Source organism: Streptomyces sp. Edi4, from assembly GCF_040253615.1.
Taxonomy (GTDB): domain Bacteria; phylum Actinomycetota; class Actinomycetes; order Streptomycetales; family Streptomycetaceae; genus Streptomyces.
Genome location: NZ_JBEJGY010000004.1, coordinates 3,257,025 through 3,279,154, shown reverse-complemented (window position 1 = coordinate 3,279,154; position 22,130 = coordinate 3,257,025). Strand labels below are relative to the sequence as shown.

15 protein-coding genes and 1 riboswitch are annotated in these 22,130 nt (G+C 73.3%); of the genes, 11 read left to right on the top strand and 4 right to left on the bottom strand.

Annotated features, from left to right (window positions below):
• Positions 1-14: 14 nt before the first annotated feature.
• A complete protein-coding gene (locus tag ABR738_RS16900; RefSeq protein WP_350230804.1) occupies positions 15-512 on the bottom strand; it encodes a hypothetical protein in 498 nt (165 codons plus the stop codon).
• Entirely contained in the window at positions 505-996 is a 492-nt protein-coding gene (locus tag ABR738_RS16895) for a SigE family RNA polymerase sigma factor (RefSeq protein ID WP_350230803.1), read from the bottom strand. The genes ABR738_RS16900 and ABR738_RS16895 overlap by 8 nt, the downstream gene beginning before the upstream one ends.
• Before the next feature lie 768 nt (positions 997-1,764).
• On the opposite strand from ABR738_RS16895, the gene mfd reads away from it, so the two are divergent.
• Together mfd and ABR738_RS16885 are read left to right on the top strand one after the other, a co-directional pair.
• The gene (gene mfd / locus ABR738_RS16890; protein WP_350230802.1) at positions 1,765-5,298 is read left to right on the top strand and encodes a transcription-repair coupling factor; all 3,534 of its coding nucleotides are present in this window, start codon (positions 1,765-1,767) and stop codon (positions 5,296-5,298) included.
• A 254-nt stretch (positions 5,299-5,552) separates the two neighbouring features.
• Positions 5,553-6,233 carry an HNH endonuclease family protein gene (locus ABR738_RS16885; protein ID WP_350230801.1) on the top strand — a complete coding sequence of 227 codons (681 nt, stop codon included), beginning with the start codon at positions 5,553-5,555 and terminating at the stop codon, positions 6,231-6,233.
• Between the two features lie 33 nt (positions 6,234-6,266).
• Here ABR738_RS16885 and ABR738_RS16880 read toward each other — a convergent pair whose 3' ends face one another.
• Positions 6,267-7,022 (bottom strand): hypothetical protein, encoded by a 756-nt coding sequence (locus ABR738_RS16880; protein ID WP_350230800.1) that lies wholly within the window; start codon positions 7,020-7,022, stop codon positions 6,267-6,269.
• 208 nt (positions 7,023-7,230) lie between these two features.
• Between ABR738_RS16880 and ABR738_RS16875 the strand changes: the two genes are divergently transcribed.
• The 3 genes from ABR738_RS16875 to ABR738_RS16865 all read left to right on the top strand — a co-directional run bounded on the left by ABR738_RS16875 (position 7,231) and on the right by ABR738_RS16865 (position 11,742).
• Positions 7,231-9,441: an N-6 DNA methylase gene (locus ABR738_RS16875; protein WP_350230799.1), complete on the top strand. Its 2,211-nt coding sequence runs from the start codon at positions 7,231-7,233 to the stop codon at positions 9,439-9,441.
• 148 nt (positions 9,442-9,589) lie between these two features.
• Entirely contained in the window at positions 9,590-10,192 is a 603-nt protein-coding gene (locus ABR738_RS16870; RefSeq protein ID WP_350230798.1) for a hypothetical protein, read from the top strand.
• A gap of 2 nt (positions 10,193-10,194) precedes the next feature.
• Entirely contained in the window at positions 10,195-11,742 is a 1,548-nt protein-coding gene (locus ABR738_RS16865) for a serine/threonine-protein kinase (RefSeq protein ID WP_350234615.1), read from the top strand.
• 137 nt (positions 11,743-11,879) lie between these two features.
• On the opposite strand, the gene ABR738_RS16860 is transcribed toward ABR738_RS16865, so the two are convergent.
• Positions 11,880-14,384 (bottom strand): YfhO family protein, encoded by a 2,505-nt coding sequence (locus ABR738_RS16860; protein WP_350230797.1) that lies wholly within the window; start codon positions 14,382-14,384, stop codon positions 11,880-11,882.
• Positions 14,385-14,631: 247 nt separating this feature from the next.
• Here ABR738_RS16860 and ABR738_RS16855 point away from each other — a divergent pair, with 247 nt between their 5' ends.
• The 6 genes from ABR738_RS16855 to eno all read left to right on the top strand — a co-directional run bounded on the left by ABR738_RS16855 (position 14,632) and on the right by eno (position 22,018).
• Entirely contained in the window at positions 14,632-15,342 is a 711-nt protein-coding gene (locus ABR738_RS16855; RefSeq protein WP_350230796.1) for a SurA N-terminal domain-containing protein, read from the top strand.
• A gap of 21 nt (positions 15,343-15,363) precedes the next feature.
• The gene (locus ABR738_RS16850; RefSeq protein WP_350230795.1) at positions 15,364-16,320 is read left to right on the top strand and encodes a nucleoside triphosphate pyrophosphohydrolase; all 957 of its coding nucleotides are present in this window, start codon (positions 15,364-15,366) and stop codon (positions 16,318-16,320) included.
• Positions 16,321-16,815: 495 nt separating this feature from the next.
• Positions 16,816-18,066: a cytochrome P450 family protein gene (locus ABR738_RS16845; RefSeq protein ID WP_350230794.1), complete on the top strand. Its 1,251-nt coding sequence runs from the start codon at positions 16,816-16,818 to the stop codon at positions 18,064-18,066.
• A gap of 221 nt (positions 18,067-18,287) precedes the next feature.
• Positions 18,288-19,289: a transglycosylase family protein gene (locus ABR738_RS16840; RefSeq protein WP_350230793.1), complete on the top strand. Its 1,002-nt coding sequence runs from the start codon at positions 18,288-18,290 to the stop codon at positions 19,287-19,289.
• A gap of 256 nt (positions 19,290-19,545) precedes the next feature.
• Positions 19,546-19,713: riboswitch (cyclic di-AMP (ydaO/yuaA leader) on the top strand.
• Position 19,714: 1 nt separating this feature from the next.
• Positions 19,715-20,437 (top strand): transglycosylase family protein, encoded by a 723-nt coding sequence (locus ABR738_RS16835; protein WP_350230792.1) that lies wholly within the window; start codon positions 19,715-19,717, stop codon positions 20,435-20,437.
• Positions 20,438-20,731: 294 nt separating this feature from the next.
• Positions 20,732-22,018, top strand: coding sequence for a phosphopyruvate hydratase (gene eno / locus ABR738_RS16830; RefSeq protein ID WP_350230791.1), 1,287 nt, complete (start codon positions 20,732-20,734; stop codon positions 22,016-22,018).
• Positions 22,019-22,130: the final 112 nt, after the last annotated feature.

The following is a 22,130-nucleotide window of genomic DNA, read 5'->3' as shown; positions in this document are numbered from 1 at the left end:
TGCGGCTCCTTGGGTCAGCGGACGGTGGCGGAGGTGACGGAGCCGGAGGCGTTCTGGTCCGTGCGGCGGGGCAGGGCGGGGTGGGTGCTCGGCGGCGGGGACTGCGAGGGCGTGGCGGAGGGCGTCCCTCGGCCCGGCACGGGGGACGCGGAGGGCGTGTCCCGCGCGGAGGACGCCGAGCCGGAGCCCTGGGGGCCGGTGGCCGGTGAGGGCGAGCCCTGGTCGGTGGGGGGCGCGGGGGAGCCGGGACGGGTCACGGGCGGGACGCCGGCCGGGGTGCTCGCGGGCGGCGCGGGGGCGCTCTCCTGGAGCCGGGCCGCGAGGGTGGCGCCGGAGCCCGCGAGCAGGCACACCGCGCAGGCGGCGAGCGCGGCGAGGTTGCGCCGGCGCCGGCGCAGGCCGCGCCGGGCGACCCACGCGGCGGGCGCGGGCACCGTGTGCCGGGCGCCCGCGTCTGCGGCCCGCTTCAGGGCGCGGGCCAGGGACTCCTCGTCCCGGTGGGCGTCAGACACCGTGTTCCTCCTCCAGGAGACGGGGCGCGAGGGCGGCCCGGGCGCGCGACAGGTGGGTCTTGACGGTCCCGGCGGAGACGCCGGTCTCCCGTGCGATCCGTTCCACGCTCAGATCGCAGACGTAATGCAGTACGGCCGCGCGGCGCTGGCGCTCGGAGAGGGCGCGCAGGGCGTGTACGAGGGCGACGGTGCCGGGGTCGGGTTCGGGGGCGGGGACGGTGTGGGCGCGGTTGTGGCGGCGCCAGGCCTCGGTTGCCCTGCGGGCGCGGCGCCAGCGGCTTATCGCCAGGTGCCAGGCCGTGGTGCGCACCCATGCGTCCGGGGTGGCGTCCTTGTCCAGACCCGCTCGGCGCGACCAGGCCCTGACGAAGGCCTCCTGGACCACGTCCTGGGCCTCCTGGAGGTCGCCCGTCATCAGGTACAGCTGGCCTACCAGGGGTTTCACGGTGTGCGCGTAGAACTCCTCGAACTCCTCGTCGGTCAATGCGGCTCCCGTGGCTGGATAGGTCTCACGGGGTATACGCCTGGAACCCCCCTCCCGGTTGACACCCCACCCCAACTTTCCCCCACGCCGCCGGTCCCCCCACGAGGCGGCCCCCTCCCCACCCCTTCCCCAAACCCTCCGGGGGCGAAATCACCTGGGGCTCCGCCCGGACCCCGCTCGGCCTGAACGGCTTCGTCCTCAAACTCCCCCAAGGCCTCAAGGGCCAGGGGGGACCCCCATGACGGGCTGAGGCATGCCGACGCGGACCAGGGCCGAGTGGTCAAGGGCCGCAGCCGAGCCCCTGGGGCTCCGCCCCAGACCCCGTATCGCCCCTCAAGGGCGCTCGTCCTCAAACTCCCCCAAGGCCTTAAGAGCCGGGGGGCCCCATGACAGGCTGAAGATGCCGATGCGGGCCAGCACCAACCCCGCCAGAGGCGCGGGGAACTGCGCGAGAAGCGCCCACGACCGGCACTCGACGTCGAAGGCGATCAAGGGGCGCGGGGAACTGCGCGAAAAGCGTCCACGAACCCGCACCCGATGTCCGAAGCCATTAAGGGGCGCGGGGAACTGCGCGAAAAGCGTCCACGAACCCGCACCCGATGTCCGAAGCCATCAAGGGGCGCGGGGAACCGCGCGGACACCTTCGGGAGGGGGGCCGGGGGCGGCCGGGGCGCATGGGGGGACGGGGCGTCGTACGCTGGACGGACCCCGGCCCGTACGACGTGTCGGGCGGTTCGCGTTGCCCACTCCCCGGGATGGATGCCCTTCATGAGCCTGCACGGTCTGCTGGACGCCGTTGTACGAGACCCCGCGCTCGCCGAAGCGGTGAAGGCCGCCACCGACGGACACCGCCCGCACGTCGACCTGGTCGGCCCACCCGCCGCCCGCCCCTTCGCCGTCGCCTCCCTCGCGCGCGAGGCGGGCCGCACGGTGCTCGCCGTGACCGCCACCGGCCGCGAGGCCGAAGACCTGGCGGCGGCGCTGCGCGCGATGCTGGCGCCCGACGAGGTCGTCGAGTACCCGTCCTGGGAGACGCTGCCGCACGAACGCCTGTCGCCGCGCAGCGACACCGTGGGCCGGCGCCTGGCCGTGCTGCGCCGCCTGGCCCACCCGAGCAAGGACGACCCGGCGGCCGGCCCGGTCTCGGTCGTCGTCGCGCCCATCCGCTCCGTACTCCAGCCGCAGGTCAAGGGGCTGGGGGACCTGGTCCCCGTCTCCCTGCGCACCGGGCAGAGCGCCGACCTGGGTGAGATCGTCGAGGGCCTTGCGGCCGCCGCGTACGCCCGGGTCGAACTCGTCGAGAAACGAGGGGAGTTCGCGGTCAGGGGCGGAATCCTCGACGTGTTCCCGCCCACCGAGGAGCACCCCCTTCGCGTGGAGTTCTGGGGCGACGACGTCGAGGAGATCCGCTACTTCAAGGTCGCCGACCAGCGCTCGCTCGAAGTCGCCGAGCACGGCCTGTGGGCGCCGCCGTGCCGCGAGCTGCTGCTCACCGACGACGTGCGCACCCGCGCCGCCGCTCTGGCCGAGCGCCACCCCGAGCTGGGCGAACTGCTGGGGAAGATCGCCGAGGGGATCGCGGTGGAGGGCATGGAGTCCCTGGCTCCGGTCCTCGTCGACGAGATGGAACTGCTCATCGACGTGCTGCCCAGGGGCGCGATGGCCGTGGTGTGCGACCCGGAGCGGGTGCGTACCCGCGCGAGCGACCTGGTCGCGACCAGCCAGGAGTTCCTTCAGGCGTCCTGGGCGGCCAGCGCCGGCGGGGGCCAGGCGCCCATCGACGTGGACGCCGCGTCCCTGTGGGGCATCGCCGACGTACGGGAGCGGGCCCGTGAGCTCGGCATGATGTGGTGGTCCATCTCCCCGTTCGCCGCCGACGACGCGGAGCTGGACGAGGGCACCCTCAAGCTGGGCATGCACGCCCCCGAGACCTACCGGGGTGACACCCAGCGGGCGCTCGCCGACACCAAGCAGTGGCTGGCCGACGGCTGGCGCACGGTGTACGTGACGGCCGGCCACGGCCCGGCGTCGCGCACCGTGGAGGTCCTGGGCGGCGAGGGCATCGCGGCCCGCCTGGACGCGGACCTGACCGAGCTGACGCCCTCGGTCGTCCAAGTGACGTGCGGGGCCATCGACTTCGGGTTCATCGACCCCGCGCTCAAGCTCGCCGTCCTGACCGAGACCGACCTGACCGGCCAGCGTTCCGCGACCAAGGACCTGGGCCGGATGCCGGCCAGGCGCCGCAAGACCATCGACCCGCTCACCCTCGAGGTGGGCGACTACATCGTGCACGAGCAGCACGGCGTGGGCCGCTACATCGAGATGGTGCAGCGCACGGTGCAGAACGCGACCCGCGAGTACCTGCTCGTGGAGTACGCGCCCGCCAAGCGCGGCCAGCCGGGGGATCGCCTCTACATCCCCACCGACCAGCTGGAACAGGTCACCAAGTACGTCGGCGGCGAGGCCCCGACGCTGCACCGGCTCGGCGGCGCCGACTGGACCAAGACCAAGGCGCGCGCCAAGAAGGCCGTCAAGGAGATCGCCGCCGACCTCATCCGGCTCTACAGCGCGCGCATGGCCGCGCCCGGGCACGCCTTCGGCGCGGACACCCCCTGGCAGCGCGAGCTGGAGGACGCCTTCCCGTACGCGGAGACCCCCGACCAGCTCTCCACCATCGCCGAGGTCAAGGAGGACATGGAGAAGACGGTCCCGATGGACCGCCTGATCTGTGGCGACGTCGGCTACGGAAAGACGGAGATCGCGGTGCGCGCCGCGTTCAAGGCCGTACAGGACGGCAAGCAGGTCGCGGTCCTGGTGCCGACCACGCTCCTGGTGCAGCAGCACTTCGGCACGTTCACCGAACGCTATGCCCAATTCCCGGTCAACGTACGGGCGTTGAGCCGCTTCCAGACCGACACCGAGGCCAAGGCGACGCTCGAAGGGCTCATGGACGGCTCGGTCGACCTGGTCATCGGCACGCACCGGCTGTTCTCCTCCGAGACCAAGTTCAAGGACCTCGGCCTGGTCATCGTGGACGAGGAGCAGCGCTTCGGCGTCGAGCACAAGGAGCAGCTGAAGAAGCTCCGCGCCAACGTGGACGTCCTGACCATGTCCGCCACCCCCATTCCCCGTACGCTGGAGATGGCCGTCACCGGCATCCGCGAGATGTCGACGATCACCACCCCGCCCGAGGAGCGCCACCCCGTCCTCACCTTCGTGGGGCCGTACGAGGAGAAGCAGATCGGCGCCGCGATCCGGCGCGAGCTGCTGCGCGAGGGCCAGGTCTTTTACATCCACAACCGGGTCGAGTCCATCGACCGCGCGGCGTCGCGGCTGCGCGAGATCGTGCCCGAGGCGCGCATCCGGACCGCGCACGGGCAGATGGGCGAGAGCCAGCTGGAGCAGGTGGTGGTCGACTTCTGGGAGAAGAAGTTCGACGTGCTGGTCTCCACGACGATCGTCGAGTCCGGCATCGACATCTCCAACGCCAACACCCTCATCGTGGAGCGCGGCGACAACTTCGGCCTCTCCCAGCTGCACCAGCTGCGCGGCCGGGTGGGCCGGGGCCGCGACCGCGGTTACGCCTACTTCCTGTATCCGCCGGAGAAGCCGCTGACCGAGACCGCGCACGAACGCCTCGCCACCATCGCCCAGCACACCGAGATGGGCGCGGGCATGTACGTGGCGATGAAGGACCTGGAGATCCGGGGCGCGGGCAATCTGCTCGGCGGCGAGCAGTCCGGGCACATCGCGGGTGTCGGCTTCGACCTGTACGTACGCATGGTGGGCGAGGCGGTGGCCGACTACCGGGCGCAGATGGAGGGCGGGGAGCAGGAGGAGGCGCCGCTGGAGGTCAAGATCGAGCTGCCGGTCGACGCGCACGTCCCGCACGACTACGCGCCGGGTGAGCGGCTGCGCCTCCAGGCCTACCGGGCGATCGCGTCGGCCAACTCCGAGGACGACATCAAGGCGGTCCGCGAGGAGCTGACCGACCGCTACGGCAAACTGCCCGAACCGGTGGAGAACCTGCTCCTGGTCGCGGGCCTGCGCATGCTGGCCCGTGCCTGCGGCGTCGGCGAGATCGTGCTCCAGGGCGCCAACATCCGCTTCGCACCGGTGGAGTTGAGGGAGTCGCAGGAGCTGCGGCTCAAGCGCCTCCACCCCCGTACGATCATGAAGGCGGCCACCCGGCAGATCCTGGTGCCGCGTCCGACGGCGGGGAAGATCGGCGGCAAGCCGGTCGTGGGCCGGGAACTGCTGGCGTGGACGGGCGAGTTCCTGACCACGATTCTGGGCTCCTGAGGCGGGGCGGGGTTCTGAGGCGGGGCGGGGTTCTGGGGTCCTGAGGCGGGGGCCTCGGCTCCCGAGACGGGGCGGGCGGCGCCACGCGGGTGGCGCCCGTCCTTCTTCGCGCCCCGACGCGGGCTCATGGGGCGGCGGACCGGGGGGTAGGAGTACCTAGGATTGCGAGCTTCCGCCACCAGCTGTCAGGACGGCCCGCCTTGATGCGTACTCACCGAACCCGCCGGTTCCCCCGCGTGACCAGCACGTCCCGCATGCGTTACTTGCCCCGCGTGGCCCTGCCCGCGACGGCGCTCGCGGCCTCGCTCGTCCTCACCGGGTGCGGGGGCGACGGCGCGAAGAAGAGCCCGGCGCCCGGGCCAAGGGGCGCGGCCGGCTCCGCGCTCGGCGCGGTCGACTCGCTCCCCGTCAAGGGGCGCGCGCCGAAGACGGGTTACAGCCGGGACCAGTTCGGCAAGGGCTGGACCGACACCGACCACAACGGCTGCGAGACCCGCGAGGACATACTGAAACGGGACCTCAAGGAGGTGAAGCTCAAGGACAAGTGCGACGTGTCCTCCGGCACGCTCGTCCACGACCCCTACACCGGGCAGTCGATCACGTTCACGCGCGGCGCCAGCAAGATCGACATCGATCATGTGGTCGCACTCTCGGACGCCTGGCAGAAGGGCGCGCAGCAGTGGGACAAGCAGAAGCGGGCCGCGTTCGCCAACGACCCGCTCAACCTGATCGCCGTCGACGCGAGCGCCAACCGCCGCAAGAGCGACGGCGACGCGGCGACCTGGCTGCCGCCGTACAAGGCGTACCGCTGTACGTATGTGGCGGACCAGGTGGCCGTCAAGAAGAAGTACGGCGTGCGGCTGACCGACGCGGAGAAGACCGCGATGAAGTCGGTTCTGGACGGGTGCCCCGATCAGCGGCTCCCGGCGGGGTGAGCGGGGCTTCGGCCGGGAGCCGGGCGGCTGTCGTCAGCCCGAGGCGAGCTGGGACTTCGGCGGGGCGACGGCGTGGACCGGCCGGCCGAAGTCCGAGAAGTCGAGAGTTCCGGGCTGGTCGCCGCCCACGGTGACCAACTTCAGGAGGTAGGGCTTGCCCGAGGTCGCCACGTAGGCGGTGAAGTGTTCTTTGCCCTCTTGGTCGGTGAGGGTGATGGCGGGCTGTCCGTCCACGGTGGTGGTGGCGCCCTTCATGGCCTTGGTGTCGACGGTGTCCCTGCCCGGGGTGGCGAGATAGCCCTTCAGATCGCATACCTGAGCCATGCCCTTGCCGTCGGCGGACGAGGTGGGCACCTTCGCCCACGTGCGGGCGCCCGCAGGCCGCAGATAGATGGTCTTGCCGGCCTTGATCATGGAGATGGGGCCCTGTTTCGGCTGGACGGTACCGGCGCAGTCGCCCTTCGCGTCCATGGCCACGTCCGCCTTGGTGGGGCCGTCCTTGGCGTCGTTGATGTCGGCCTTGAGGCGCAACGAGGGGGAGGCGAGGTCCTGCTCCACCGCGTCGTTGAATATCTGCCCCGCGCTGCGGCCGGCCAACGGTGCCTGTGAGGCGGCCGCGGTCGGGGCGGCCGACACGGTCGCGCCGGCCGACGCGGGTCCGGTGGCCGACGGCGAGCTTTTGGTGGCCGCCGGGGTGGCGGAGCCGGAGCCCGATCCCGAACAGGCCGTCAGGGCCGTGGTGGCGCAGACGAACAGGGTGGCGGTGGCGAGGACGGTGCGGCGGCGCATGGTGGCGAACTCCCCCTGAGGGCAAGGCGGTACGGGGTGGTGGTGCGGGGCCGGGGGTTGGCGGGTGTGGCGGCCCGCCGCACATCAGAGCAGAGGGTTGTGAACCGAGTCAACGCAAAACATTGGATCGTTACCGTTCACGGTGTGTACGGGGTTTGCTGGATCCGTTCGGTAGTCTCGATGCTCCGAGGACGAAGGGGGCGGCCAAGTGCCGGAGCACGCAACGGAGGTGACCGCGGCCACCATCGCCCGGCTCGCGGGGGTGGGCCGCGCGGCGGTCAGCAACTGGCGGCGGCGGCACGCCGACTTCCCCCAGCCGGTCGGCGGCACCGACACCAGCCCCGCCTTCGCGCTGTGCGAAGTCGAGCAGTGGCTGCGCGATCAGGGCAAGCTCGCCGAAGTCCCGTTGCGCGAACGGGTCTGGCAGCAGCTCACCGGCCACCCCGGGGGCGCCGTCACCGCCCTGGTGCACACGGGCTGCGTCCTGCTGGTGCTGCGCCACCGGCCCGAGCTGTGGCGGGAGGTGTCCCCGCTGGCGGACGCGGCCCTGGCCGAGCGGCTGCCGGACGTCCTGGACGCGGTCCTGGCCGAACGCTTCGGACGGGGCGGCCGGGACGGCCGGGATTGCTGGGATTGCCAGGACGGCCGGGTGGGCCAGGGCGGTCAGGATGGCCGGGAGGGCCAGGGGCAGCCGGGGCCGGGCGGGCGCCCTGTTCACCGCCGCACGGTGAACACCCCCGGCGCCGCCGAACTGGCCGCGTCCGTAACCCTGTTGCGCGCCGTCGCCGAGTTCGCGGCGGACGCGGGAGCGCAGGACGCCTTCGAGTTCCTGCTCGGCCGTCACCTCGACGCCAACCCCCGCCAGTACACGCTCACCCCGCAGGGCCCCGCCGATCTGATGGCCGCGCTCGCGGGTCCCGCCGCCACCGCCCTCGATCCGGCCTGCGGCACCGGCACCCTGCTGCGCGCGCTGCCCGGGGCCGGGGCGCGGCACGGTCAGGACGCCGACCCGGACCTGGCCGCCCTGACCGGGCTGCGGCTCGCCCTCGCCGGGCCGGCCACCGTCCGCACCGCCGCCGCCGACTCCCTGCGCGCGGACGCCTTCCCCGAGCTCGCCGCCGACGCCGTGCTCTGCCACCCGCCGTTCAACGAACGGGCCTGGGGCCACGACGAACTCGCCTACGACCCGCGCTGGGAGTACGGCCTGCCCGCCCGCACCGAGTCCGAACTGGCCTGGGTGCAGCACGCGTTGGCCCGGCTGCGTGAAGGCGGCACGGCCGTCCTGCTCATGCCGCCGGCCGCCGCGTCGCGCCGCTCGGGGCGCCGGATCCGCGCCGATCTGCTGCGGCGCGGCGCGCTGCGCGCGGTCGTCGCCCTGCCACCCGGCGCGGCGCCCCCCTACGGCATCCCGCTGCACCTGTGGGTGCTGCGCAAGCCGGGCGTCACCACCCGCCCCGCCGGTGAACTCCTGCTCGTGGACACCTCCGGCGTCGAGGGCGCGGCGGTGGACGGCGCCCGCGACCGGCTGCCCTGGCCGGCCCTGCACCGCGCCGTGCTGGACGCGTGGACCGCGTTCGACCGCGACGCCACCCTCACCGGGCAGCCCGGGGTCAGCCGGTCGGTGCCGGTCATCGAACTCCTCGACGCCGACGTCGACTTGGCGCCCGCCCGCCACCTGCCGCCGCCCGCCGCCGAGGGCGGCGCCGCCGCGCTCGACGCCGTACGCGAACGGCTCGACTCCACCCTGCGGACGGCCGCCGGGCTGACCCCGGCGGCCCCCGCGCCCGCCCCGGGCGCCCGCTGGTCACTGACCACCGTCGGTGAACTCGCCCGCGCGGGCGCCCTGTTGCTGCACCCGGGCGGCGCGGGCACCTCCGATGACGCCTCGCCCGCCGTGCTCACCGAGCACGACGTCCTGGCCGGCACCGCGCCCTCGGGCACCCTGCCCGAAGGGCCACCGGAGGAGCCGGTGCTCATCCGGGCCGGCGACGTCGTGGTGCCGGTGCTGGGCGGCGGCGCGATCGCCCGGGTCGCCACCGAGACCGACGCGGGCGCGGCGCTCGGGCGCAACCTCCAGCTGCTGCGGCCCCAGCCCGGCGCGCTCGACCCGTGGTTCCTGGCCGGCTTCCTGCGCGGCACCGCCAACCACCGCCAGGCGAGCAGCCACGCCACCACCGCCTCCCGCCTGGACGTACGCAGACTGCGGCTGCCCCGGCTGCCCCTTGCGGACCAGTTGCGCTACGGCGAACACTTCCGCGCGCTCGCCGCGTTCGAGGACGCGCTGCGGCTCGCGGGACGCCTCGGTGAACAGCTGGTGCGCGGCCTGCACGACGGCTTGACGGACGGCACCCTCGACCCGGGCCCACGGAAGGGCACGGAAGAAGGGGACGCCGGGCAGGCGCGGGCCAGTTCGGGGTGACGGCCAGACACCGGGTGACAGTTGGATACCGGGTCGGGTAGCGGCGGGGCGGGTGTCGGTGGCGGTGTATACGCTCATGACATGGGGTCGGCTCGCTCGTATCGGCCCGACTGAATCCGTCCGGCCCGACCCAGTTCCAGGAGCAGCGATGCACGGCCCCGGCTATGGACCGCCGCAGCCCCGATCCGCGGGGCCGGTGGCGATGGTGCTGCGTGTGCTGTTCGCCCTGGTGCCGCTCGTCAGCTTCGGGCTGCTGTCGTGGGCGGCGCCGCTGAGGCTCGCGATCGTGACACGGCGCCGGGCCCACTGGGTGGCGTTCTGGGCCCAGCTGACCGTGTTCGTCGTCTTCTTCTCGTTCGTCGTCGCGGCGGACGACGAGAACGGCGTCACCATGGACATCGGCATGATCGGTCTGCTCTCCCTGGCCGTCCTCACCACTGCCCACTTCCTGTACGCCGACATCCGGCACGCGATCGGCGTGCCGTTCACGCCGAACCCGTACGGCCCGCCCCCCGGATACGGACCACCGCACATACCGGCGGCGCCGGCCCCCGGGTTCGGTCCCTACGCCCATCCGTACGCCGACACCCCCGCGCCCGGCGCGCCCGCCCCGCACGTGCCCGCCGCCCCGGTGCCGCCCGCGCCCCCGCAGCCGCGTACCCCGGCCGCGCCCAGGATCGACCAGGTCAGGGCCGAGCTCGACGAGCTGTCGCAGTATCTGCGCAAGGAAACCGGGGGCGAGGCCCGGTGACCGTGGGGCGGGTGATCGCCGGACGGTACGAGCTGGCGGCGCTCCTCGGCCAGGGCGGCATGGGCCAGGTGTGGACGGCGTACGACCAGCGCCTCGACCGCCGGGTCGCGGTGAAGCTCCTGCGCCCCGACCGGGTCGGCTCGGAAAGGCCCGAGGAGGCGGAGGAGCTGCGGCGCCGCTTCGTGCGCGAGTGCCGGGTGACCGCGCGGGTCGACCACCCCGGGCTCGTCACCGTGCACGACGCGGGCAGCGACGGCGACGACCTGTACCTCGTCATGCAGCACGTCGAAGGCGCCGACCTCGCCGACCATCTCGCCGAGCACACGCCCTACCCGTGGCCGTGGGCGGTGGCCGTCGCGGCCCAGCTGTGCGCGGTGCTCTCGGCGGTGCACGCGGTGCCGATCGTCCACCGCGACCTCAAGCCGCGCAACGTGATGGTGAAGCCGGACGGCACCGTGACCGTGCTCGACCTCGGAGTCGCCTCCGTCCTCGACTCCGACACCACCCGGCTCACCCACACCGGTTCACCCATCGGCTCGCCCGCCTACATGGCGCCCGAGCAGGCCATGGGAGGTGCCGTCGGGCCGGGCACCGATCTGTACGCGCTGGGGGTGCTGCTGCACGAAATGCTCAGCGGCGACGTGCCGTTCGCGGGGTCCACGGCGCTCGGCGTCCTGCACCGCCACCTGTACGAGCCGCCGGCCGCCGTGCGGGGCGTGCGCCCCGAGGTGCCCGAATCCCTCGAAGGGCTCGTGCTCCGCCTGCTCGCCAAGGACCCGCAGGACAGGCCGGGTTCGGCGCGGGAGGTCTACGAGGTGCTCGCGCCGCTGCTGCCGGCGCGGGGCGGCCCCTGCCCTCGTGGCCCACTCGATCCGACCCGCCCCTTCCTGCGCCCGCACGCGCCCTGGCCCGACCGCGCCGCCGCGCCGGGGCCTGCTCCCGCTCCCGCTCTCGTGATCCCGCCCCGGCCCGCGGCCGCGCCGCGGCCCGATGTGGCCGGCGCCGTCGACGAGGCGAAGCGGCTGCTCGGCGAGGGCCGCATCACCCAGGCCGTCGACGTCCTGGGCTCGATCCTGCCCGCCGCGGCGGCCGAGCACGGCGAACGCTCGCCGGTGGTGCGGATCCTGCGCAAGCAGTACGCGGCGACGCTGATGGACGACGGCCAGTACCGGCGCGCCCTGCCCGAGCTGCGCCGGCTCGCCGCGGACCGGGCGGCCGACGCGGGTCCCACCGACGCGCAGGCCCTCGACTTCCGCCACGACGTGGCGCAGTGCCTCGAACAGCTCGGGGACGCGGCGGGGGCGCTCGCGGAGTACCGGGCGGTGCTGCCAGGGTTCGAGGCGCTGTACGCCGGGTCCGACCCGTCCCGCCCCTTTGCCGTGCGGCACCGGATCGGCGACCTGTTGCTCGCGGTGGGTGACCACGGGGCCGGGCATCAGCAGTTGGCGGGGCTCCTGTGGGACGCGGAACGGGTGTACGGGGCGCAGCACCCCTACCCCGGTGAGCTGCGCCGCGCGCTGGCCCGCCAGCGGGAGGTCCGCGGCGTATAGCCTGCGGCGCTCCGGCGAAGGGGCACGCACGCGTACGCCGAGCCCCAGTTCGCGCAGTTCCCCGCGCCCCTGGCGGGATCGGTGCCGGCCCACTTCGGGGCGGAGCCCCAGGGGCTTTTCTTCAACCCCCGGAGGGTTTAGGGGAGGGGCGGGGTGGGGTCCTCCGGGGTGTGGGGCGGAGCCCCGCGCCGGCGGGCGACGCGGCGGCCAAGGCGGGGCCGGCACCCCACGCCCAGGAGGGCCAGCGCGGACAGACCGCCCACCGCCGCGCCTGAGCGCAACCCCGGCGGCCGGAAGCCGCACTCCACGGTGTGCGTACCCGGCGGCACGGGCACAGCCGTGAGCCCGAGGTAGTCGGCCGCCGGAGCCGCGTCCAAGCCGTCGACCCGGCAGGACCACCCCGCGATGCGCGGCATGGCGAACACCGCCATACCTCCCGCCCCGCCCGGCAGTTCTGCCCGTACCGAGCTGTCCGAGACGGACACCCGGGTCGCCCCCGACGCGCGCAGGTGCTCCACCGCGCGGGCCAGCGCCGCCCGGTCCAGACAGCCCAGTTCCGCGTCGCGGTCCGCCGGGGACAGCGTCACGTGCGAGGCGCGCCCCGGTCCCGCCGAGGTGCCGAAGGGGATGAGCGGGGCCCGCCGGCTCGGCGCGCCGCCGCGCATCTCCACGACCGGCCCCCCGCCGAGCCGCGCCGTGCCGAAGTGCTCGGGCGCCCACAGGAAGATGCCGGTCCCGGCGGGGCAGCCCTGGGTGAGGGTGCGGGTCGTGTAGACGCGGGCGCCGAGCAGGAGTTCCTGGTTGCGGAAGGGGTTCGTGCCGTACGACAGGGGCGGCCCGGCCGGCCGGAGCGTGACCAGAGGCGGCGTCGCGGCGGCCCGCACCAGGCTCGGCGCGCCGTCCTTGCCCGCGACCCGCACCCGCGCCCCCACGCCGAAGAGCGCGTCGGTCACCGGGTTGTCCAGGCTCTGAAGCGCCCGCCCGCGCGAGGTCCAGCCGCCGCCGAGCGCGGTCATCGTACGGTTCAGGACCTCGGGGGTGAGGCTGGAGTAGTACGCCCCGCCCTCCCCGCCGAGCAGCATGGGGTCGTTGTTGGTGATCTGCCGCTGCCCGGGGTCGGTGCGGACACCGGGCCCGCCCGACGCGTCCGCGATGAGCGCGGCCCGCTCGGTGTGGGCGGGGCCCCAGGCGGGGTAGCCGTCCATGCGGGCGGCCCGCTCCTTGTCCCCGTACGCCTGCTCCACGCCCGCCTGGGCGATCTGCGCCCCGGCGATGAGGACGAGCGCGGCGACGGTGAGCCCGCGCCGGCCCCGGCGGGCCAGGAGCAGCCCGCCGGCCACGGCGGCGACGCCGAGGGCGAGCAGGGGGTAGGTCCACGCGGAGATCAGGTCGCTGAAGGCCGCGCCCGCAGCGATCAGGGCGAGCACCCCGCCCCCGCCGAGCAGCGCCCGGCGCCCGGGAAGCCCGTACGACAGACAGACCCAGGCGGCGATCACGAGGATGCCGCACAGGATGAACGTCTGGCGGTAGGGGCTGCCGTTGGGGGTGACGAAGGCGTGCCAGGCCAGATGGGTGGGTTTCCACTGGAAGGAGAGCGCGACGGCCGCGGCCAGCCCCGACCAGGCGTACCGCTCGCGGCGCGGCACCGCGCGGTGGAAGACGAGCGCGCAGGCCAGAAGCAGGGCGCCGGTGCCGAGGAAGAGCGCGGGGGAGGAGAAGGAGTAGGTGGCGGGCAGGGTGCGGGCCAGGTAGTCGGGCCAGGACACCGGCGCGAACTCCCGCACCCAGCCCGGGTGGGCGTGCTTGGTGCCGAGGTAGACGGTGAACAGGACGGGCGCCGAGAGCCCGATGCCGAGCACGACCGACCGCGCCGCCACGAGGGTCGCCCGTATCCGCCCGCGCGCGTCGGCGTCGCGGTCCACGTACAGCAGGAGGAGCAGCACGAGGCCGGCCCCGATGGTGGCCATGTACGCGGTGTAGAAGTTGGCGGTCCAGGCGAGCGCCACGACCAGCGGGCCGAGCACCGGGCGCCGCCGGGTCCTGGCCCAGTGCCCCACCAGGCACAGCAGCGGGAAGGCGATCAGGCCGTCGAGCCACATCGGGTTGTACGTGGCCTCGAGGACCGACCAGCCGCACAGCGCGTACGAGGCGCCGAGCACCCCGGCCGCCCAGCGGTGGCGCACCCCCGGGCGCAGCGCGAGCAGCAGCACCGTCATCGCGACGGCCGCGGCCGCCGTCTTCAGCACGGTGATCACGTATACGGCCAGGTCGATCCGGTCGCGCGGGAAGAGGGCGACCAGGAGCGCGAAGGGGCTGCTGAGGTACGTACCGAGGTCGGGCAGGAACGAAGTGCCGTACCCTGACTGCCAGTTGAGCAGGAGCCCGCCCTCGGCGCGGCCGTGCAGCAGGTCCCACAGGTGGGCGTGGAAGGGGACGAACTGGTTGCCCAGGTCGTTGATGCTGCGGGTGTGGCGCTGGAGGGAGCCCAGCGGGATCACCCCGGCGACGGCGTCCGCGCCGCACACCGAGATCAGGGTGATCAGTGCGGACAGGGCGGCGGCCCCGGCGCGGGGGCGGCGGCGGGCGGCCGGCGCCCTGTCCTGGGCCTGCGGTGGGGCGGGGGCGGCTTCGAGGGTCGGCATCGGGGTCCTTTGCTGTGCGCTGCCTCGAATATGCCGGACCACCGCCACCAACACGGCCGGTGCGGACGTCAGTTCACGTGATGGACGGCGCGGCTTCATCCGGCTTCACCCCCGCGACCGATGGGGGTCGCGAATCGTTGGGCGAATCAGTGGCCCCGGCCCCGCCGACTGCCTAACATCGATCACCGCAAGGTCTTAGCAAGGTCCGTCGCCACGCCGCACGTATCTGCTCCGCCGGGAGGCCCCTTTGCACCGCCGTCGTCGTACCGCGCTCTCCGTCTCTGTCGTCCTGCTCGCCGCGGGTCCCCTTCTGACCGCGTGCGGCAGCACGGCCCACCCGGGGGCCGCGGCCGTCGTCGGGGGCGAACGGATCGAGGTCTCCGCGTTGCAGGCCGAGGTCAAGGACGTACGGGCGGCGCAGCAGCAGGCCCCGCAGTCCGCGCAGCTGATCAAGGACTCGGGTCAGCTCGGCAAGGTGAAGCTCAGCAACATGATCTTCGACCGGGTGCTCGCGCGCGCCGCCGGGCAGGCCGGGGTGAGCGTCAGTCGCAAGGAGACGCAGGACGCGCGGGCCGCGATGGTCCGGCAGGCCGGCGGCGAGGACCAGCTGCGCGAACAGGCCCTCACCAATGGGGGGCTCGCGCCGGACCAGATCGACACCTACGTCCAGCGGCAGGTGACCGAGCAGAAGCTGGCCGCCAAGATCGGCGCGCGCACCCAGCAGGATCTGCTGCCCGTCCTGGTCAAGGCGTCCAAGGACCTCCAGGTGGACGTGAACCCCCGCTACGGCAGCTGGAACGCGAGCCAGATCCAGCTCGCCGACTACCAGGCGCCGTGGATCGCCCGGGCCAAGCCGGCGGCGGGGCCCCAGGGCGCGCCCCAGGGTGTGCCCCAGGATCAGCAGGGCCCCGCCCCCGACCAGCAGGACAACCCGGGGGACGCCGCCTCGACCGGCTGAGCCTGCGGGTAGGTTCGACGGGTGACTGCTGTCGAAGAACCCGGCCGAATCGTTCTGCTCACGGCGAGCCACCGGGTCGCCCCCGGGCTCCTGTCGTGGCCCGCGTGGGAGACCCTGCGCGCCGCCGACCTCGTCCTGTGCCCCGACCCCGGGCATCCGCAGCTGCCGTATCTGCGCGAGGCGGGCATCGAGGCCGAGCTCTCCGTGCCGGACGCGGCGGAACTGGTCGCGGCGTGCGCGGGGGGCCGCACGGTGGTCGTGCTCCCCTCCGGCGAGGGCGACCAGCGGCTCACCGACGGCCTCGCCCGCCTGGCCGGGTCGGGCCGGGTGAGCATGCCCGACCTGGAGCTGCTGCCCGGCTCCTACGATCTGCCGGGCGCGCGCCTGCTCGACCTGGTCCAGGTCATGGACCGCATCAGGCGCGCCTGCCCCTGGTCCTCGCGGCAGACCCACAAGGGACTCGCCAAGTACGCCCTCGAGGAGGCGTACGAACTGGTCGAGGCGGTGGAGGAGGGCGACAGGGACGAGCTGCGCGAAGAGCTGGGCGATGTGCTGCTCCAGGTCGTCTTCCACGCGCGGATCGCCGAGGAGGACGAGGAGGAGCCGTTCTCCATCGACGACGTCGCGGCCGGGATCGTGGAGAAGCTCATCCACCGGCATCCGCATGTGTTCGGCTCCGAGTCGGCCGAGACGCCGGAGGAGGTCAAGGAGCACTGGCTGCGGATGAAGGCGGTCGAGAAGCGGCGGGCGTCGGTGACGGACGGGGTGCCGCTGGGCCAGCCGGCCCTCGCCCTCGCGGCCAAGCTGTCCGGGCGGGCGCGGGCGGGTGGCCTGGATGTCCCGCTTCCCTCCGGGGAGGGGGTGGGCTACCGGCTGCTCGGCCTCGCGGTGGAGGCGGAGGCGGCGGGGGTCGATCCGGAGGCCGCGTTGCGCGCGGCGGCGCGGACGTACCGCGAGGCGATCCGGGCGGCGGAGTAGCCCCGCCGAGCGGCGGATGCGCAGGTCCGCTTGGGGGTGCGGGCCCGTGGGTGCCGGCCGCGCAGTTCCCCGCGCCCCTGGCGGGGCTGGTGCGGGCCCGGGCGGGGCAACCCCGGGCAGTGCTTGTGCTGGCCTCCAGAGGCAGCTTCAGCCCGTCCGGCGTTTGAGGACGAGCGGCCCTTCAGGCGCGAACGGGGTCTGGGGCGGAGCCTCTGGTGCCTTGGCCGCGGACCGTTCGTGGCTGGCCGCGCAGTTCCCCGCGCCCCTGGTCACTCGGCTCTGGCCCGTACCGACAATCTCAGCCTGTCCGGCGTTTGAGGACGAGCGGCCCTTCAGGCGCGAACGGGGTCTGGGGCGGAGCCCCTGAGGCATCCCGTGCCGGCCCGCACGGGCAGAGTCAGCCCCCCCCGGCCCCCGGCAGGGTCGGTGCCGGCCCGCACGGGCGGAGTCAGCCCCCCGGCCCCCGGCAGGGGCGGCGCGGGATACGTTCGGGGGGTGCAGGACGACGCCCCACTCACCGCCGGTCCGGAACTCTTCACCTGGGAGTTCGCCACCAACCCCTACCCCGCCTACGCCTGGCTCCGCACGCACACCCCCGTGCACCGCACCCGGCTCCCCAGCGGCGTGGAGGCCTGGCTCGTGACGCGGTACGGGGACGCCAAGCAGGCCCTCGCCGACCAGCGGCTCTCCAAGAACCCGGCGCACCACGCCGAGCCCGCCCACGCCAAGGGCAAAACCGGCATCCCGGGCGAGCGCAAGGCCGAGCTGATGACGCATCTGCTCAACATCGACCCGCCCGACCACACCCGGCTGCGCCGCCTCGTGTCGAAGGCGTTCACACCTCGTACGGTCGCCCAATTCGCGCCCCGCGTACAGGAGTTGACCGACCAACTCATCGACGCGTTCGCGGCGAACGGCGAGGCCGACCTCATCCACGAGTTCGCCTTCCCGCTCCCCATTTACGCCATCTGCGACCTCCTCGGCGTACCCCGCGAGGACCAGGACGACTTCCGCGACTGGGCGGGGATGATGATCCGGCACGGCGGTGGCCCGCGCGGCGGCGTCGCACGTTCGGTGAAGAAGATGCGTAACTACCTCGCCGAGCTCATCCACAAGAAGCGCGAGAACCCCGGCGACGACCTCATCTCGCGGCTCATCGAGGCCAGCGACCACGGCGAGCACCTGACGGAGAACGAGGCCGCCGCGATGGCCTTCATCCTTCTCTTCGCCGGGTTCGAGACCACCGTCAACCTGATCGGGAACGGGATGTACGCCCTGCTGGGCAACCCCGGGCAGCGCCACCGCCTCCAGGCCTCGCTCGCGGCCGGCGAGAGCGCCCTGCTGGAGACCGGCGTAGAGGAACTGCTGCGCTACGACGGGCCGGTCGAGCTCGCGACCTGGCGGTTCGCCACCGAGGCGCTGACCCTCGGCGGCCAGGACATCGCACCCGGCGACCCGGTCCTGGTCGTCCTCGCCGCCGCCGACCGCGACCCGGAGCGCTTCGACGATCCCGACACGCTCGACCTCGGCCGGCGCGACAACCAGCACCTCGGATACGGCCACGGCATCCACTACTGCCTCGGCGCGCCGCTGGCCAGGCTGGAGGGACAGACCGCCCTGGCGACCCTGCTGCGGCGCCTGCCGGACCTGCGCCTGGCAGCGGAACCGGAGGAGTTGCGCTGGCGCGGCGGCCTCATCATGCGCGGACTGCGCACGCTGCCGGTCGCGTTCACCCCGCCGCGCTGAGGCGGCGTACCGGACACCTCGCACGGAGCGCGACTGACACGCCGTCAGGACTGTGACTTTTATGTGATCGTGAGTCCATCGACTTGTGACAGACGTTCGAGTACGGCTACGTTCACCGTTCATTCGGCTCAGCAGTCACACGGAAGGCCTTATCCATGCGCTCCGGGAATGGACGGCATCGTCGACCCCGCCAGGCACCCGCCCTCGTCGTAGCGGCGGGAGTGACCGGATCGGCCATCGCGCTTCCCCTGCTCGCCGCGACCGGCGCGCACGCCGCGGACGCCGGCACCTGGAACCAGGTCGCCTCCTGCGAGTCCGGCGGGCAGTGGAGCGCCGACTTCGGCAACGGTCTGTACGGCGGGCTCCAGTTCTCGCAGGCCACCTGGGAGGCGTACGGCGGCAACGAGTACGCCCAGCGCGCCGACCTCGCCAGCCGCGCCCAGCAGATAGCCGTCGCTGAGAAGGTGCTCGCGGCCAAGGGGCCCTCGGCGTTCGCGAACTGCGGCGCCGGCGCCGGCCTCACCAAGGGCGGCGGCTCGGCGGACGTCGATCCGGGCGTGCCCGACACCTCGGGCTCCACCGCGTCGCCCGCGCCGTCGGTTCCGGTCACCCCGGCGACCCCGGCCACCCCCGCCACCAAGACGCCCGAGGACGCCGCCACTCCGGGCGGCACGGCGGCCACCCCGGCCCCGGACGCCACCCGGCAGGACGGCCCGGCCAACTCACCGGCGCCCTCCGCCTCCACCCCGTCCAGCTCCGGCAAGCACCGGGGCACCCCCGCGCCGGAGGGCGGCGCCGGCGCCAAGCCCGGGTCCACCGCGCCCGGCGCCGAGGCCGGCCGGCCCGACCCCGCCGCCGGCGGCGGCACGGGCGCCCCGGCCGGCGAGGACCGCGACGCGGGGCAGCGCGCCTCGCGGGGTGACGGCGCCTCACGGGAGGGCGGCAACACCCCTGACGCGAGCGGCGCCTACACCGTCCGCCCCGGCGACAACCTCTCGGTCATCGCCGACGCGCACAAGGTCGAGGGCGGCTGGCCCGCGCTCTACCACGCCAACGAGCGGCTGATCGGCACCGACCCCAACCTCATCCTGCCTGGCCAGAGCCTGGACCTGAAGGGTGTGACCGCCGCTCCCGCGGCCCCCGCGACCCCGAGCGCGACCTCGTCGGCCACCGCGTCGGCGGCCCCGTCCGCCACCCCGAACTCGGCTCCGCAGCAGGGCTAGTTCGGGCTGTATGTCCGTTGTGTGCAAGTGAGACATGGGTCTCTTCGCCTCAACTGGCGTGTCCCGTCTGCCCGGTCCGTCCGCCCCGCCCCTCACCTGCGGAAACATCCCTTCTGTGGCCGCAAGTAAGGGGGTTTTCTCCCCGATGTGCCTCTTTGAACATTGGCGGGGCGTGTGTTTTCGTCGGACTCGCTCGTCACCGCGAGCCCCTTCGACCGAGAACGCCGAATCCTGCCGTCGGCCGATGGGAACAGTCGACGCTTATGCGCCGTAGGCAGGAGCGGGGGACCCAAGGTAGGCGCCGGTCCCGGCAGTTCACACGGACTGCCGACCGGCTTGGGGTGAAGACGGACGCACGACGTCCGGCCGGGCAGCTCACGCCCGAACCCGACAGCTCACCTCGCAGGCGTCGGTGAGGAGAACTCATGCTGCTTTCCGGCAAGGGCAAGCACCGCCGCCCGTCCAAGGCCGTCCGTGTCGCCACGCTCGCCGGTGTCGCCGGTGCCGCGGTCGCCGCTCCGCTGATGGCGGCCGGCAACGCCTCCGCCGCCTCCGTGCAGACCTGGGACGCCGTCGCCCAGTGCGAGTCCGGCGGCAACTGGTCCATCAACACCGGCAACGGCTACTACGGTGGCCTCCAGTTCTCGCAGTCCTCCTGGGCCGCCGCCGGCGGCACCAAGTACGCCTCGCGCGCCGACCTGGCCACCAAGGGCCAGCAGATAGCCGCCGCCGAGAAGCTGCTCTCCATCCAGGGCCCGGGCGCCTGGTCCTGCGCGGGCGCCGGCAACCTGAGCTCCGGTGGCGCCAAGGCCGATGTGGACACCTCCGGTTCGTCCTCTTCCTCTTCGAAGTCGGCCAAGCCCTCGAAGCCGAAGCAGCGCGTCCAGCCCCAGCAGAAGACGCAGCAGAAGTCGCAGCAGACCGAGCAGCGCACCGAGGCGGCGCCGAAGGCCAGCCGCAGCGAGCAGCGCACCGAGCCGGTCAAGCAGGGCGACGGCGAGTACACCGTCAAGTCCGGCGACACGCTCGGCAACATCGCGACCGTCAACCACACCCAGGGTGGCTGGCAGAAGCTGTTCGACCTGAACAAGGACATCGTCAAGGACGCGAACCTGATCTTCCCGGGCCAGAAGCTGCACCTCGGCTGAGCCGGCCGGCCCCCAAGGCAGGCCCCCTCCCCAAGGTCGGCCCGCCCCCAAGGCAGCCCCGGCCCGGCGCGCGTTCCCCCGTACGCGCCGGGCCGGGGTTTTCGCCGTTACCGGGCAGTAGTGTTGTGGGCCTTTGTCCGGGAATCAGGGTCATTGGGCCCTTTTTCGTCCCAGGACGCGGGCACTCGGCCGGCTGGACCCCCGGAGCCGGTTAGGCTCTTGTCGCAAGGCGAAGCGACCCCGCGGGTCCCTTGCACCGCCTGCGTCACATCTAGCGTCACATCCCAGAAGGAGATGCTCGTGCCGTCCATCGACGTCGTCGTAGCCCGGGAAATCCTGGACTCCCGAGGCAACCCCACGGTCGAGGTCGAGGTCGGCCTCGACGACGGCAGCACCGGCCGTGCTGCCGTCCCGTCCGGCGCCTCCACCGGTGCCTTCGAGGCCATCGAGCTTCGCGACGGCGACCCCAACCGCTACGGCGGCAAGGGTGTCGAGAAGGCCGTCCTCGCCGTCATCGAGCAGATCGGCCCGGAGCTCGTCGGCTACGACGCCACCGAGCAGCGCCTGATCGACCAGGCCATGTTCGACCTGGACGCCACGGACAACAAGGGCTCGCTCGGCGCCAACGCCATCCTCGGCGTCTCGCTCGCCGTCGCGCACGCCGCCTCCGAGGCCAGCGACCTGCCGCTCTTCCGCTACCTCGGCGGCCCGAACGCGCACCTGCTGCCCGTTCCGATGATGAACATCCTCAACGGTGGGTCGCACGCCGACTCCAACGTCGACATCCAGGAGTTCATGATCGCCCCGATCGGCGCGGAGTCCTTCTCCGAGGCCCTTCGCTGGGGTGCCGAGGTCTACCACACGCTCAAGGGCGTCCTGAAGCGCAAGGGCCTGTCGACCGGCCTCGGCGACGAGGGCGGCTTCGCGCCGAACCTGGAGTCCAACCGCGCCGCCCTCGACCTCATCCTTGAGGCCATCAAGGAAGCCGGCTACGCCCCGGGCAAGGACATCGCGCTCGCGCTCGACGTCGCCGCGTCGGAGTTCTACAAGGACGGCAAGTACGAGTTCGAGGGCAAGTCCCGCTCGGCCGCCGAGATGACCGAGTACTACGAGGAGCTCGTCTCCGCGTACCCGCTGGTCTCCATCGAGGACCCGCTGTTCGAGGACGACTGGGCCGGCTGGAACACCATCACCTCGCGCCTCGGCTCCAAGGTCCAGATCGTCGGTGACGACCTGTTCGTGACCAACCCCGAGCGCCTGGCCCGCGGCATCGAGGAGGGCTCCGCCAACGCCCTGCTCGTCAAGGTCAACCAGATCGGTTCGCTGACCGAGACCCTGGACGCCGTCGAGATGGCCCAGCGCAACGGCTTCAAGTGCATGATGTCCCACCGCTCCGGCGAGACCGAGGACGTCACCATCGCCGACCTCGCCGTCGCGGTGAACTGCGGTCAGATCAAGACCGGCGCCCCGGCCCGCTCGGACCGCGTCGCCAAGTACAACCAGCTCCTGCGCATCGAGGAGATCCTGGACGACGCCGCCGTCTACGCCGGCCGCAGCGCCTTCCCCCGCTTCAAGGACTGAGCACCGGCCGCTCGCTGAGCCGAGCGGCCCAGGCGGCTGAGCCCCAGCCAGTCGTCCCCGCGTCCCCGGCCACGGTCCCGTACCGTGTCCGGGGACGTATGTGTGCGGCGGG